14 protein-coding genes are annotated in these 15,444 nt (G+C 43.6%); all 14 read right to left on the minus strand.

The window, feature by feature from the left end; genetic code table 11:
* Nucleotides 1–92: 92 nt before the first annotated feature.
* The 14 genes from NSS87_RS18955 to NSS87_RS19020 all read right to left on the minus strand — a co-directional run bounded on the left by NSS87_RS18955 (nt 93) and on the right by NSS87_RS19020 (nt 15,426).
* Nucleotides 93–824 carry a RecX family transcriptional regulator gene (locus tag NSS87_RS18955; RefSeq protein WP_339242079.1) on the minus strand — a complete coding sequence of 244 codons (732 nt, stop codon included), beginning with the start codon at nt 822–824 and terminating at the stop codon, nt 93–95.
* 164 nt (nt 825–988) lie between these two features.
* Nucleotides 989–2,056, minus strand: coding sequence for a recombinase RecA (gene recA / locus NSS87_RS18960; RefSeq protein WP_042128809.1), 1,068 nt, complete (start codon nt 2,054–2,056; stop codon nt 989–991).
* Nucleotides 2,057–2,355: 299 nt separating this feature from the next.
* On the minus strand, nt 2,356–3,642 hold the full coding sequence (locus tag NSS87_RS18965) for a competence/damage-inducible protein A (protein WP_042189391.1): 1,287 nt from the start codon (nt 3,640–3,642) through the stop codon (nt 2,356–2,358).
* Nucleotides 3,643–3,751: 109 nt separating this feature from the next.
* Nucleotides 3,752–4,339, minus strand: a complete 588-nt coding sequence (gene pgsA / locus NSS87_RS18970; RefSeq protein WP_036688397.1) for a CDP-diacylglycerol--glycerol-3-phosphate 3-phosphatidyltransferase — start codon at nt 4,337–4,339, stop codon at nt 3,752–3,754.
* A gap of 153 nt (nt 4,340–4,492) precedes the next feature.
* Nucleotides 4,493–4,984: a YajQ family cyclic di-GMP-binding protein gene (locus NSS87_RS18975; RefSeq protein ID WP_042128814.1), complete on the minus strand. Its 492-nt coding sequence runs from the start codon at nt 4,982–4,984 to the stop codon at nt 4,493–4,495.
* 201 nt (nt 4,985–5,185) lie between these two features.
* On the minus strand, nt 5,186–5,347 hold the full coding sequence (locus NSS87_RS18980; RefSeq protein ID WP_179086684.1) for a hypothetical protein: 162 nt from the start codon (nt 5,345–5,347) through the stop codon (nt 5,186–5,188).
* A gap of 79 nt (nt 5,348–5,426) precedes the next feature.
* Nucleotides 5,427–6,389, minus strand: a complete 963-nt coding sequence (locus NSS87_RS18985; RefSeq protein ID WP_339242084.1) for a RodZ domain-containing protein — start codon at nt 6,387–6,389, stop codon at nt 5,427–5,429.
* A 53-nt stretch (nt 6,390–6,442) separates the two neighbouring features.
* Nucleotides 6,443–7,210, minus strand: coding sequence for a DUF3388 domain-containing protein (locus tag NSS87_RS18990; protein ID WP_042128818.1), 768 nt, complete (start codon nt 7,208–7,210; stop codon nt 6,443–6,445).
* A gap of 175 nt (nt 7,211–7,385) precedes the next feature.
* The gene (locus NSS87_RS18995) at nt 7,386–7,649 is read right to left on the minus strand and encodes a DUF3243 domain-containing protein (RefSeq protein ID WP_042189396.1); all 264 of its coding nucleotides are present in this window, start codon (nt 7,647–7,649) and stop codon (nt 7,386–7,388) included.
* 136 nt (nt 7,650–7,785) lie between these two features.
* The gene (gene fabG / locus NSS87_RS19000) at nt 7,786–8,514 is read right to left on the minus strand and encodes a 3-oxoacyl-ACP reductase FabG (RefSeq protein ID WP_042194125.1); all 729 of its coding nucleotides are present in this window, start codon (nt 8,512–8,514) and stop codon (nt 7,786–7,788) included.
* A gap of 39 nt (nt 8,515–8,553) precedes the next feature.
* Nucleotides 8,554–9,834 carry a pitrilysin family protein gene (locus NSS87_RS19005; RefSeq protein WP_339242087.1) on the minus strand — a complete coding sequence of 427 codons (1,281 nt, stop codon included), beginning with the start codon at nt 9,832–9,834 and terminating at the stop codon, nt 8,554–8,556.
* A gap of 2 nt (nt 9,835–9,836) precedes the next feature.
* The gene (locus NSS87_RS19010; protein ID WP_188114607.1) at nt 9,837–11,060 is read right to left on the minus strand and encodes a pitrilysin family protein; all 1,224 of its coding nucleotides are present in this window, start codon (nt 11,058–11,060) and stop codon (nt 9,837–9,839) included.
* A 190-nt stretch (nt 11,061–11,250) separates the two neighbouring features.
* On the minus strand, nt 11,251–12,117 hold the full coding sequence (gene sleB / locus NSS87_RS19015) for a spore cortex-lytic enzyme (RefSeq protein WP_339242088.1): 867 nt from the start codon (nt 12,115–12,117) through the stop codon (nt 11,251–11,253).
* Between the two features lie 651 nt (nt 12,118–12,768).
* Nucleotides 12,769–15,426 carry a DNA translocase FtsK 4TM domain-containing protein gene (locus tag NSS87_RS19020; protein WP_339242090.1) on the minus strand — a complete coding sequence of 886 codons (2,658 nt, stop codon included), beginning with the start codon at nt 15,424–15,426 and terminating at the stop codon, nt 12,769–12,771.
* Between the last annotated feature and the right edge of the window lie 18 nt (nt 15,427–15,444).

Below are 15,444 nucleotides of genomic sequence, written 5' to 3' on the forward strand. Positions count from 1 at the left end.
CTTTATGCCGATTCATGTTATATTTTATTATTTATAAAAAGACATTGTCAAGAGAGTCGATATGCGCATTAATGTCAAGAGAATCAGTGAGTCTAGTAAAATTCCTCATCTTCACCCTCATAATTGTCTTCCTCAAGTAAAGTATTGATCACTTGTCGCACCATATCACCCGAGAATCCACGCCGCATTAAGAAGGCTCCAGTCTTTCTGCGCTTATCTGTGGCTTCACCACGAATAAGATTCCATTTCTTACGACCAATCTGAAGTGCACTCTCTAGTTCTTGTTCAGGACTGACATTCTCCAGTGCTTCCGAGATCAAGGCTTTGTCGATTCCTTTCTCACGTAGCTCTTGGCGAATCCACATTTTCCCTTTTCGCTGGTTCGTAATGCGTTGCTCCGCCCATTGCTTTGCATACAAGGGGTCATCAAGTAATCTTTCCTGCTGTAGCCGTTGCACCACTTCCGCAATAATAGTCTCCCCTATTTCCTTCTGCCGTAAACGGCGAGTCATTTCCATAGCGGTACGTGGCTTCCGTTCTAGATAACGAAGTCCTTCTACATAAGCTCGTTGTCGCTCATCAGCAACAACAATTTCCTCCAAATCGGCTTTCATAAAAGAATTTCCAGTAATCATCCGATATTTAATCATGACGTCTTCGTGTACAGTCATGTTATAGGCTCCGAAATGTATGATGTAGCGGTGGTCCGACTTCTTCTGACGTTCTACCTTAGTAATTTCTAAAAGTTCTCCATCAGGAAAATCAGATAGGACCTGTACGTCCTGCTCATCCGATTCAAAATCCATATCCAGCTGTATTACCATAGTTGCTTGTCACCTCATAGCAATAAAATATCCCCACAAAGTGCGGCTTAACTTCGGTGCGTACTCAGGTACTTTGGGGGACCCCAAATATATATGTTCTTACACTGTTAAGAAAAGACACCCTGCAACAATGAATCACAGGGCGTCCTATTCCTTAGTAAATTCTATTGTTCGATTTCGAGAAGTAGCTTTTCTTCTTCCTCTTGCTCTGCAATGATTTCAGCTTCATTTGGTGCAGCAACAATAGTGGACAGGTTACTTGCTTCACGGATCTTGTTCTCAATGATGAGTGCAATATCTTGATGTTCTTTCAAGAACTGTTTGGCATTCTCACGTCCTTGGCCGAGACGCTCACCCTCATAGGAATACCATGCACCACTCTTATTCACGATGTCCATTTCAGTACCGATGTCTACAAGACTTCCTTCTCTGGAAATCCCTTCACCATACATGATATCAACATCAGCTTGTTTAAATGGAGGTGCTACCTTATTCTTCACAATCTTGATCTTGGTGCGGTTACCTACAACGTCGTTACCCATCTTAATACTTTCGACACGACGAACATCCAACCGTACGGAAGAATAGAATTTCAACGCCCGACCACCCGGGGTTGTCTCAGGGTTACCGAACATAACACCAATTTTCTCACGAAGCTGGTTAATAAAGATAGCAATTGTATTCGATTTACTAATGGCACCAGATAGCTTCCGAAGCGCTTGAGACATCAAACGAGCCTGTAGGCCGACGTGAGAGTCACCCATATCACCTTCGATTTCCGCTTTAGGAACCAACGCAGCTACGGAGTCAACGACAATAATGTCTACTGCACCACTACGGACAAGTGCTTCAGCAATCTCAAGTGCCTGTTCACCCGTATCTGGCTGAGATAGCAACAATTCATCAATGTTTACGCCCAAGTTACGTGCATACTTCGGATCGAGCGCATGCTCAGCATCGATAAATGCAGCTTGTCCTCCTTGTTTTTGCACTTCTGCAATAGCATGAAGAGCAACAGTCGTTTTACCGGAGGATTCAGGTCCGTATACTTCAATAATACGTCCCTTTGGAAGTCCGCCTATACCTAACGCAATATCAAGTGCCAAAGATCCGCTAGGTACAACTTCCACTTGCATATGAGTGGATTCTCCCAGTTTCATGATCGAACCTTTACCAAATTGTTTTTCTATTTGACGAAGCGCCATATCAAGCGCTGCACGACGATCTGACAATCAGACCACTTCCTTCACTGTTTATAATAATATAATAACGTGTTTTTGAGGTCTTGCCAAGCTTTTTTTCGAACATACATTCGTTTTTTTTGTCTCAAGCGTTAATTATCCCTTTTATTGTAAGCCTCCCTCCGGACATAGAAGTTAACTGATTTCTCTACTTCACCGGACATCAACGACTTATGATCAAAACCAAAACAGCGATCAAAATCTCCGCAGATATACAAAAAACCGCAGCAAAGAAATCTCAGTGCCACGGTTCTTCCGTATGTCTCAATTATAACTGGGCTAATCTCCCATTACAAGTCTGAGCCTTCAAGAGGTGTCTCCACCTTCCGTTCCTCAAGTCTGCGCCATAGACGATACAACAGAGCTTTAACAGTACGCAGTCGTATATTTTCACGTGTACCTTTAAGATTAAGCTCGTATACTTCTGTCTTACGCCCGCGTTCAGCTAAACCAATAAATACAAGTCCAACTGGCTTACGTTCAGAATAGCCCGGTCCTGCTACACCAGTTACAGATAAACCGAAATCACTATCTGCGATCATTCTCACCTGATCAGCTAACACTTCGGCAACTTCACGACTAACTGCCCCTGGAGCATCTGGCCCCTCCAAATAAGCACTTGGCACATTTAGAAGTTTTTTCTTCAGGTCGTTGGAATAACAGACGATTCCTCCCGCAAACATCGAAGCACTGCCTGGAATGTTAGTTATACTCTCCATCAGCAAGCCTCCAGTGCAACTCTCTGCCGCACTTAAAGTCAGACCTGCATCCGCCATCCAATCCACAATCAATTGCTCCAGTGGCACATCAATATTTGCATATAAATGTTCTGGCAAAATCTCTTTGATCTGTTTCTCCAGAATCTCCAGCTTCTTGTAAGCTTCATGCTCGGAAGGCGCCTTTGTCGAAATACGAACGGTTACCTCTCCCTCTTTAGCGTAAGGAGCTATGGTTGGGTCTGTCTGGCTGTGAATAAGATCAATGAGCTTATCCTCAAGCAGTGATTCTCCGATACCTGCAAATTTAAGCATTTTAGAATAAAGTGGCATTTCTGTCGTTAGAGCGTGCTGCTGAAGCCACGGTACAGCTTTATCTACGAACATCGGCTTCATCTCGCGAGGCGGACCAGGAAGCACAATATAATATTTCTTTTCATGCTCAAAAGCAATGCCAACAGCAAGACCAATCTCATTTGGCAAAGGTGTAGTTCCTTCAATTATAAGTGCCTGTTTACGATTATTCTCCGTCATTACAATCTTTCGATCATCAAAGAAACGTTGTACATGATCCATTGCCAAGCGATCTATATGAAGTGTGCGACCTAAGGAAGCAGCCAGCGCGTCCTTCGTTAGATCATCTTCTGTAGGACCAATACCACCGGTAAATATGATAACATCCGCTCTGCTTTGAGCGATCTCAATGGCTTGCTGCAAGCGACTGCTGTTATCCCCAACTACGGTTTGAAAATATACATCAATCCCAATAGCAGCTAGCTCAATAGACAAAAACTGGGCATTACTATTTACGATTTGACCGAGCAAAAGCTCCGTGCCTACTGCAATAATCTCCGCTTTCATACCTGGCTTTCGCCTCCTCGTTATAATGTAGATACACTGCTTTTAGGGTTTAAAAAAGGTAATAGGTGCTTTACCTATTACCTCTCCTATATGTAGCTGCCTAAAATGCTTAAGCATTATGCAGCTGTAATAGATCCTTATTCTTCACAAAATAATCAATTCCAGAGTAAATAGTGATCAATGCTGCAGCCCATATAGCAATATCATCTACAGGAATGCTGACGAATTGAAATGGGAAATTATTTAACAACAGCAGTGAGATCGCTACAATTTGTACAACCGTCTTTATCTTACCCCATTTGCTGGCGGCAACCACTTTTCCCTCTAACAATGCTATCTGGCGAAGCCCGGTTACTGCGAACTCACGACTAATGATAACAATTGCGATCCATGAATCACATCTGCCCAATTCCACAAGTGAAATCAGAACTGCAGAAACTAACAGCTTGTCCGCTAACGGATCAAGGAGCTTACCGAGATTGGTGACCATATTATATTTCCTTGCTATGTAGCCGTCTATTCCATCTGTGCTCGCTGCAAGCAAAAAGATTACAGCTGCCACCAAATGATTAACAGATAGCTGAAAAGAGCCCCAATGTATCGGTTCTGGATAAAAACTGAAATCCACCAGTAAGAAAAACATCATAATCGGGATCAGGCAAATACGTGCTAGCGTGATGCGGTTGGGCAAATTCACTGAAGTTCCTCCCCTAAATCGTTCATACAAATTGCCTGAGTCAGGCTCATCTATTTCTACTTAAGCAAGTATATTATAGCTATAAATAGGTGTCAAAAAAAATACAAAGCACCCCGCATAATGGCGCTGATAAGCACTGCGGGGTACAAAATGCTATTTTAAGTTGTTGAACTGCAGGTCCAGCGGCAAATCAGCTTTACGCAAAATCTGGATAATTTGTTGTAAATCATCGCGACTCTTACCAGTTACGCGGATCTGATCTCCTTGAATCTGGCTCTTCACCTTCAATTTCGAATCACGAATCAGGATGTTAATTTTTTTTGCATTCTCCTGATCAATCCCTTGCTTAAGACCTAAACGCTGACGAACACTACCCAGAGAAGCAGGCTCCACTTTGCCGAAATCCAAGTTTTTCAGCGTGATACCTCTCTTCACCATCTTCGATTGTAAAATATCAATAACAGCGTTTAACTTATATTCGTCCTCAGAGGCGATAATAAGTGCGTCTTTCTCCAGCTTCAGACTACTCTTGCTGTTCTTAAAGTCAAAGCGGTTATCAATTTCTTTCTCTGTTTGGTGGATCGCATTGGTTAATTCCTGCATATCCATTTTAGATACGATATCAAATGAACTTTCTGAACTCATAACTACACGTCCTTTGTACTTTTTAGTCTGCTACTATTATAAAAGAATGATACCCTTAAGTCTAATATTGGATAATATGTACCTCACCCGACACAGAAAACAGCCCCACATAGTGGAGCTTTTCCTTCGAAATGAGTTGTGTTTCAGGTAGAAACACGTCTCCAATGGAAAATATCCTCGGAGACGCACATTCTAAATTCTCTATCTGCTTCGAAGCGGGCTTCGAAACATATCCAGAATTCCAAGCACGATATGTGCAAGACCGAACCCGAGAATTCCATAACCCCAAGCACTTGGTGTCATATAGTATCCGATAAGACTGACAACAACCCCAAGTCCAGCTACAATCCAGCTAACAATCATGAATGTACACCCCACTTTGGCTAAGAACTAGAAACAGTCTTATGTTCCCCGCAAAGCCAAAGTCTATGCATCATTTTTCTTATTGGCCTGTTTCATTAGTCTGGTCGGTAGTATCGGTGGTACCTTCATTCTGGGTCGTTTCACTTCCAGTACCTTCATCCAGATTAAGTAGCAGACGAGATGAGGTCTTTTCATCCGTAATCACTTGTCCATTGACAGTAATCTCAGTAGCTGGTGAATAACCAGATTTAATATACATTCCTTCACTTCCAAGCACAAAGCTCATACGATCTCCTGCCGCTGTGTTACCAAATGAGAGTTTTTCACCTTTAGAGTTCTCACCTTTATACACCTCAAGCCAGCTTACCCCAGTAGCAGAAATCTCAACCTTCACTTCACTTCCAGCCGGAGCTGAAACCTTGAATTTTGTTGTTTTTCCTGCTTTCCCATCCGGTGTAACTGTAATGGATTGCGGGGAAGGCGTAGGTGTTGGTAATGGCGTTGGCTCTGCAGTAGGTTCAGTTGTTGCTTCTGTTCCTGCCGAAGAAGTTGGCGCCACAACTCCACCTCCTGAAGCCGGTGGAGATGTTTTAGCAGTCGTAGGATCCTGCTGTTCATTCGTCAGATTCGTCTGATCAATCTGATCAGGGTCCGATTTGTTCAAACTAGATGCATAAATGTAAATCACAACAATAATTAATATTGGAAATGTCCACATTAGCACTGTTGGCAGCCATTTTGCATTCCGTTCGGTTTCAGGTCTACGGCTGCGTTTTTGAATCACCGTTTCCATGGCTGTGTCTTCGGGAGGGGCAGGTACATTCCCATGCTCCTCTAGCAGTTCGTCAGGACTCATCCCTACTGCCTCTGCGTACGTTTTGATAAACGCCCTAACATAAAAACTTCCTGGAAGCACCTTATAGTCTCCAGACTCGATGGCTTCCAAATACTTTTTGCGAATTTTCGTTACTTCCTGGACATCGTCAAGACTCATCCCTTTTTGCAGACGCGCCTCTTTCAATTGCCGGCCCAGTTCCGACATACCATCACCTCCTGTAAATTTCAATGAATATCATTGTTCATTGTTTTCTTGTTCTATAAATCATCACTGTAGCTAGTCGTAAACGACTCGTACAATATTTCTTCATTTGGATTATTGCGAAGCTCGATAATAATATCAAAATCATCAAAGGTGTACTCAGATTCCCGTACAAAAATATCTGGATGCTCGATCACTTTCGTGCTTGGCATACTCATAACATTTTGTAATAAATTATAATGCTTCTCATTAGAGCGGATCGTACTAACAATACCATCAATTATAAATACATTATGTGGGTTCATCTCATCTTCTGCTAATTGACTTCGAACCGTCTGACGTAAAAGTGTTGAGGAGACAAATGTCCAACGCTTCATCGCGCAGACACTGCCAGCAATGATTGATTCCGTCTTTCCTACACGGGGCATACCTCGAAGTCCTATTACCTGATTTCCATCTTTTTTAAACAGTTCCCCGAGAAAATCGACCAATAGACCAAGCTCATCCCGAGTAAAACGAAACGTCTTCCGATCATCTGAATCCCGTTCAATATATCGCCCATGGCGCACAGCCAGCTTGTCTACGAGTCTTGGAGACCGCAGAGCTGAAACTGTAATATTATCAACTTTCTTGAGCATTTCGCCCATCAGCATTATTTTGTCATCGTCATTGGTCTCCAGCAACATTCCGCGAGTCTTTCCTTCAACGCCATTAATCGTCAGTATGTTGACTTCTAGCATCCCTAACATTGAAGCGATATCACCAAGCAGACCGGGTCTGTTCTTGTGAATCTTGTATTCCATATACCATTGTTTATATTCCACTTGTACACCTCATAGATTCCTTTTCCCGCACTTTGATAACATCAAAAAAATGCCGTTCAGACAAAGCGGTCTGAAACACGGGTCATGTTAATGATATATAAAATAAAAATGAAAGGCAAGGTCAGTCCTGTAATAATTGCAGAAAAGCTCCCACAAGGGGAGCTTTTCCGCAAGCTTAGGCGTGATTTTTCGCCAACTTGACCATGAGTTTAGCAATCGTCTGCTTTTCTTCATCGTTGCCGACGTCCCATAGCTCTTTGATTGCACGGTTTTGAGTGTTTGCTGGATCCACTTTTTCATCGAGGAATTCCCCAATTTCAAAAGCCAGCTTTGAGATTGTGTCTTCACTCATCCCAAGTTTCTCCGCCTGTACAACACGTTTTCCTAGAAATTTCTTCCAGGTGTCAAAATTTTTGATTACGCTATCTTCTTGTGTCATCTTAAATCCTCCTTCATGTTTACGGTCAAACACCTGCATACAGGCTGTAAGCCGCCTTACGTGAGATTTAAAAACAACACTTATAATATGTCTTAGAAGCTAAGTTATTATGCTGGAGCTTTTCTCCAACTGAAGATCAGGTAATCCATCCACCATTTGGACTAATAATCTGGCCAGTGATATACCCGGACTCAGGCAAAGCCAAAAAATAAATTAGTGAAGATATTTCATTAGGCGTAGCCAAACGCCCTACTGGAATCTCATCCTCCAGCATACGGACTTCATCCTCCTGTAAATTGGACAGCATGTTCGTATTAACCGCTCCTGGAGCTACCGCGTTAACCGTTACACCAGATGGAGCCAACTCTTTAGCTAAAGCCTTTGTAAAGGCATTCACTCCACCCTTACTAGCCGAATATGCTACTTCGCAAGAAGCTCCAGTGATACCCCATACAGAAGAAACGTTGATGATACGTCCATAACGCTGAGACACCATGTACGGCATGAAAATCTGACTGCACATAAAGGTTCCCTTCAAGTTAATGGACATAATGTCATCCCATTCCTCTTCGGTCACATCAGCTAGCATTCCGTAATGCGATTTACCGGCATTATTGACGAGAATATCCGGCTGCATCCCATTACTCTCAAGCTTTTCAGCCATACGTACAATTTGACTACGATCCTTCATATCCGCGTTTACTGTCATTACCTTTGCGCCAAGGGCCATACAACGCCGAGCGACATCATTCGCAGCTTCATGTGAGTGTTTATAATGAATAACTATATTCATCCCCACAGAAGCAAATCGTTCCGCAATGGCGCCGCCGATCCCTCCGCTTCCCCCTGTAATGAGCACTGTCATTTCCCCTAGTGGTTTGCTGCTCTCTCCCAAAACGCTCACCTAAGGACTCACCACCAATGAAACGGCAAGCTGTTCCCAGTTCACATGGGCTTGCAGACGCTCATTTACTTCTGCCAGAGTGATCGATTCATACATAGGCAGAACTTCAAACAGGTCACCACCACGGAACTGGTAGCGTGTAAATTCATGTGCGATACTTTCAGGGGAGTTCAGCATGCGCAAATAACCGCCAATTTTCTTTTTCCGTGCCCGCTCGAAATCCTTCTCCGCAAAGCCAGACTTTAAGATTAGATCTACTTCTTCTTTAATTCGTTTTAAAAGCAAGTCCGGATCCTTTGTATCCCCACCCATTGCAGAAAAAGCATACTGCGGAGAACTATTAAATTCATGTCCAAAGCTGTCCGAGATCAATTCCTCATCATAAAGCTTTTGATACAATGCTGTGCTACTACCTACCAACAAATCGAGCATTAGCTTCGTTATCAGGTCGCGTTTCAGAGAAGCTTCACCTGTTAGATCTTCTACTTTTTCCTTGAAACCAAACATGATTTTCGGCATCGAAACAGCAAGCTTGCTTTCTAGCCGTTTTGTAGCGACTTGTTCGGGTTCATCTTCAAAAATACGCTTGATTTCACCCTGCTTGCCGTAGGTTTTTTCCTTTTGGTTAGCGCGAATCAAAGAAAATACTTTCTCCGGGTCCACACCCCCAACCACGAACAACAACATATTGCTAGGGTGATAAAAAGCGTTATAACATGTGTACAGCGTTTCTTTCGTGATCGTACTAATCGATTCTACCGTACCTGCAATGTCAATCCGAACCGGATGCTTCGAATACATCGCTTCAATAAGGCCAAAATACACGCGCCAATCCGGATTATCAGCATACATATTGATTTCTTGACCAATAATTCCCTTTTCCTTTTCTACATTCTCATCTGTAAAATAAGGTCGCTGAACAAAATCAACGAGCGTACTAAGATTGGTCTCTATATTTTCTGTTGCTGAGAAAAGATAAACTGTCTGATCAAAGCTTGTAAAAGCATTGGCCGAGGCTCCATTTGAAGCAAAGGTAGCAAAAATATCGCCTTCTGGCTCTTCGAACATTTTGTGCTCTAAAAAGTGAGCTATACCATCAGGAACAGTGGTCTCTTCTCCACCTGCGACATGAAAATGATTGTCAACGGAACCGTATTTAGTTGCAAATGTAGCATAGGTCTTTTTGAAGGTTGGTTTCGGCAACACATATACCTGAAGTCCGTTATCCATGACCTCATGATAAATGGTCTCTTGAAGTCTGTCGTAATGAATTTGTTCCATCGTTATTCCTCCTTTCCTGTCAAGAAATATATCGTATCCAGCTGAAAGGTTTCGGCGGCAGCTTTTACATCTTCAGCACCGATTTGTTCCACCTGCTCCAATAGCTGATCCGCTGTCCGTTCTTTTCCTGACAGCTGGCGGTTGAAGTCATAAGAGATCATTTCAAAAGCAGAATCCGGAATCTCGGAAAGCTGATTGCGGATCATAGCTTTGGTCTGACTCAGTTCCAGATCACTGATATTGCCAGCTTTCATCTCTTCCAATTGTTTCTCTATAATGTCCACGGCTTTGCCGTAATTTTGCGTTTCGATGCCTGATTGAATCGTTCCAATGCCCTTGTGGCCGTCATAACGAGACGAAGCATAATAGGCAAGGCTTGCCTTCTCACGTACGTTAACGAAGAGTTTAGAGTGGGGATACCCTCCTAATATTCCGTTGTACATAAGTGCGGATGCGTAATTATCATCCTTATAAGTAATAGAGGTGCGTAGACCCAGGTTCAACTTGCCCTGACTGACATCCAGCTTCTCTTCTACAGTCCGCACCTCATTAACTGATACAGGTACGAACTTAGAGCTATATAAGCCCACCTCGGACTGAACCCGACCGAAATGACGCTGTACAAGCTTTTCTACTTCCTCAGCTGTAGTGTCACCCACTACATAGAGATCAAGGATGGCATCATCCAGCCAGGAATTATACGATTCATACAAACTTTTCGGAGTGATTTGATCCAGATCCGCTCTTTGCCCCAGAGGGTGAAGACGATATGGCTCGTTTCGGCACATTTCCTCAATACAGCGCTCAGCAGCGTAACGTATCTTGTCATTTACGATGGACTCCAGCTTCTTGCGAACGGTTTCACGCTCCGTTGCAACATACGAAGGTCGGAAGCTGCCGTCTTCAACTAATGGACGAGTCAGTACTTCACCTAAGAAAGCGAAGGATTGTTCAAGTAAGCTCTCCTGGCTTTGCACAAAAGAGTCATTAATAGTATCCATGCGGAACTGAACGATTTGATAATCGCCTCTTTTATAAATATCAAACCCGAATCCAGCGCCATACAGTTCCTCCAAACGCTCGCGAAATTGCGTGGTCTCCGGATAAGTCGCGGTACCTCTGCGAAGCACGAATGGAGCTAGTGCAGTAGAAGTTACTGTATTCTCATCAAGAGGGATCCCCGCATAAAGTGAGATCGCATAGGTCTTGAATGCCTTGGTTGGCATAACGTGAATGCGCAAGCCTCCTACGGTGCCATGCTGAAATACATTATTAGTCAAGTCCAAAACTCCTTTACGGCGTGGATAGTTGCTCTACATCATGTTTATGAATTATTAACCATTCTAAACCATTCCAAAGTAAGGAAGCAACCGGAAGCCTCTTCCCGGTTGCTCTCTGAATTCTCTATCCTTCTTTTTACATACAGAAAATATGCTGACCAATCGTCTTCACCTGAGGACGGGTCCAAATCCATTTAGAGGTCGCTGTTTTAGGATTGAAGTAATACAAACATCCACCTGAAGGGTCCCAACCATTGAGTGCTTGCTGCACTGCTTTACGTGCTTGCTCATTGGGCTCCAGATAGATCTGACCATCGGCTACAGCTGTAAATGCTCCCGGTTGAAAAATAACGCCAGACGGCGTATTCGGGAAACTAGGTGATTTCACTCGGTTTAAAATGACCGCAGCAACAGCAACCTGACCTTCGAAAGGCTCACCTCTGGCTTCTCCATACACGGCATTAGCCATGATCTTGAGATCATTCTCCGATAAGCCCATCGAATTACCTGAAGACAATCCTGGCGAATTCGTTTTATTGGACGTATTTGTTTTATTACCAGTGTTATTCTGTGCTGTCTTATTTCCCGTGCCCGTAGAAGGCTCAGTAGGCTTCCAGTTCTTCGTGGCGTTATACAGCTTCAGCTTAGTTTTGGCACCTACAATGCCATCAGACTTCATTCCGAATTTCCATTGAAACCAAGTTACTGCATTCTTCGTTTTTGGCCCAAAATGACTGTCTATTTTTCCGGCATAATAACCTAAATGCTTTAATCGCCCCTGCAATTCATAGACATCCTGACCCGTGGACCCAAGTTTAATGGGTGTTGTACTGAAAGCCGGCAAGACTTCTTCGTCAGGATTATTTAACTCGTGGACAAATGACGCAGCAGCACTTTGCTTGGTCTGAACAATGCCATTCCCCTTGAAAAACGTTCCTGCAAACGGCGCGGCAGCAAGTGCAAGAGTTAAAGCAGCAAATATCCACATCTTTTGTTTCTTCATAGGGTTCGCTCTACCTTTCTTTTGTAAGTTCTGCATGGATGGCTAAAGTTATTATGACGACTGTCAGCGCATCCTATGCATTACTAAAAAAGAAGAAATAGCTTTTCATTATAATTGAGAATAATTATCAACTATAATACGAAATAAGAAAACCATGAAGTTGATATGAATCCTGAATTTAAAGGACCACATTTTACTTTGGAACCACGCATGAATTGAAATTATAGATATACGTCATACTTTTCAATATTTTAGTGATATGAATTCACAATAGTCCAAGTAACAGGTTCGCACTTTTAGGGAAAAACTCCCTGAAAATAGTGGATATTCTCTGATAATGAATGAAATTAGGGAATTCCTCCCTAAAAATCAGGCCAATTCCTTTATTTCTTACCAAAATTAATAAATTATAGGGAGCTTTTCCCTAATTATAAGTCTGAGAACCAATAATCTCAGAATTTCAGGGAGAAATTCCCTAATTATTTTAATGAAGCTTCACTCGGAGCCTTATTCGTAGCTTCACTAAAGCCATTATTTGAAGTGTCATTTACACTTCTTCAGCATGAGTAAGGGCCGTCCCCAAGTAGTACAAACTACTTGGGGACGGCCCCTTTTTACTGTCTATTTAAGGTTTAAACTGACTTGTTCAGCTTAAGAACTGATCTTGTTATGCTGATACTGCTCAAGTGATACAAGCACCTCACGCGGCTTGCTGCCCTCGTAAGGCCCTATTACCCCACGAGCCTCCATAGAGTCAATCAAACGGGCTGCACGGGTGTAACCAACCCTCATCCGGCGCTGTAGTAGCGAGACTGAAGCTTGCTTCGCTTCAAGCACGATCGTTACGGCCTGCTCATATAACTCATCCTGTGGCTCCTGGTCTTCAGCGATTGTGTCATCAACCTCTGGAACAATGGACTCATCATATTCTGCTTCACCTTGGCTGCTGACATATTGAACGATCGTCTCAACCTCTTGATCGCTCATAAAGGCACCCTGCACACGAATCGGTTTAGAAGCTCCCATCGGTAAGAACAGCATGTCTCCCCGACCTAACAGCTTCTCCGCACCTGGCATATCCAGAATGGTACGTGAGTCTACATTGGAAGATACGCCGAAAGCGATACGAGATGGAATATTCGCCTTAATCAAACCTGTAATGACATCCACGGAAGGACGCTGAGTAGCGATAATTAAATGTATACCAGCTGCACGCGCCATCTGTGCAAGCCGACAGATAGCATCCTCTACATCGTTAGCGGCAACCATCATCAAATCCGCAAGCTCGTCCACAATAACAACGATATACGGAAGTATAGCAGCTGGGTTCTCTGCCATCAGCTTATTATAGCCTTCCATGTTGCGTGTTCCTGATTTGGAGAAGAGTTCATACCTTTTCTCCATTTCCACAACAATCTTCTTTAAAGCTAAGCTCGCCCGCTTCGGATCAGTAACGACTGGAGCCAGAAGATGCGGAATCCCATTATAGACATTCAGCTCTACCATCTTCGGGTCCACCATCAGGAATTTGACTTCATCGGGTTTAGCTTTGTATAAAATACTCGTAATAATCCCATTAATACAAACCGATTTACCAGATCCCGTTGCACCAGCCACCAATAAATGGGGCATCTTCGCTAAATTACCGATAATCGTCTGACCCGAAATATCACGTCCAAAAGCAATCGATAATCTGGATTCAGCTTCCTGAAAGATCTGTGTCTCCATAACTTCACGCATGGTCACAATAGACACTTCGGAATTTGGTACCTCTATCCCAATGGCTGATTTACCCGGAATTGGCGCCTCCATACGTATATCTTTGGCTGCAAGAGCAAGCGCAATGTCATCCGTCAGATTAACAATACGGCTAACTTTGACACCGATATCCGGCTGAATCTCATAGCGTGTAACCGCTGGACCTCTAACTACTTCGAGAACCTTTGCTCTTACACCGAAACTCTCTAGGGTAGCTTCTAGCTTACGGGCGGTCTGCATATAATCATTCTGATCTCCTGCTTTACCGCTGTTGTTAGGTTTGGCTAGAAGTCGGAAAGATGGCAGCTTATATGGTTTTGGTGGAGGTGGTGCCGGTGGAGCAGGAATGATCTGTCCATCAGGAGTGGCGCTAAGCAATCCATCCAAGTCTATAGTCACATTCTCCTCAGGCTCATCTGAAGGCTGTTGACTAACTGGATTAGCCCCTGCGACAGGAGCTTTGACGGTAACACCTCGAGCTGCAGGAGAGAATTCACTCCATTCCTCCCGATCTTCCTCATTCAGCCCTTCTGAGCGGATATGCTCAAAGAAGTCGCGAATAATTGGAGTCACAGGTTCCATATCCATATCTGCATCATCAAAATCATGTTGGATATCCTCAAGTGGAGTCACACGACTATCTACTGAAAGCCCAGAAATGATCGGACCGTGCGAAGCACTTGTTACAATTGGACCATGATCATCATCAGAATCGGCTTCCGCCTCTGAACGGGTGGAGCCTGTGAACCAACCGGATATTTTTTTCAATAGAACAGGTTGCTTACGATTAGGTAAATATCGATCGTCTTCTTCCTCTTCGTCATCTTCGTCATAGACAGGCTGCTTCACCGGCCGAGTCTTTGCGGGTGTGGCTGCTTTGGAAGGTCTAGCCGCTACTGGGACTGCCTTCGGACGGTTTGCCGCATGGAGACGAATCCCTTCCACAAACTTAACCGTACGAACTCGCAAAAGAGTAATAATCTCTACATAGGAGAGATTTGTAATTAACATAAAGCTGATGGCAAGCATAACGATCATGAGCAGCTTAGCTCCCAGACTACCAAAGAGCCACAGCAGCGCAGCATACTCCAATCCGCCGATATATCCGCCACTTATATCCTTACCCAGCATATAGACATTACTATTGTTAACACCGGGCGAAAGAGATCCCGAAAGATCATTATGTATTTGTGTCATCACGTTGCCAGGATGGAGCAAGGACAACGGGCCAAGCTTCTGCTCCATTGCAGAGATAGTGCTCATAAGGCACATGGATAGCAGAAGCAGAAGCACGCCTGTATGTCGACTGTTCCAAGAAGAAGGCCATCTTCGATGGATCATAACCATAAGCCCATAAAAAATACCAATAAGCGGCAACACAAAATAAAATCTCCCTAATAAATAACCCGCCATACTTGAAAGTGACCGCCCTACCGCCGCTTCACCGGACAGAGCAATAACGGATATCGTTATTAGTAAAATTCCGTAAATTTCATATTTTAAAACGCTGCCGAGCAGCGCTTTTTTCTTTTTCTTTTTTCGTTTAGCCACGCCAGCCACCCCCGGAAC

Source organism: Paenibacillus sp. FSL F4-0243 (genome assembly GCF_037963295.1).
Lineage (GTDB): Bacteria > Bacillota > Bacilli > Paenibacillales > Paenibacillaceae > Paenibacillus_AQ.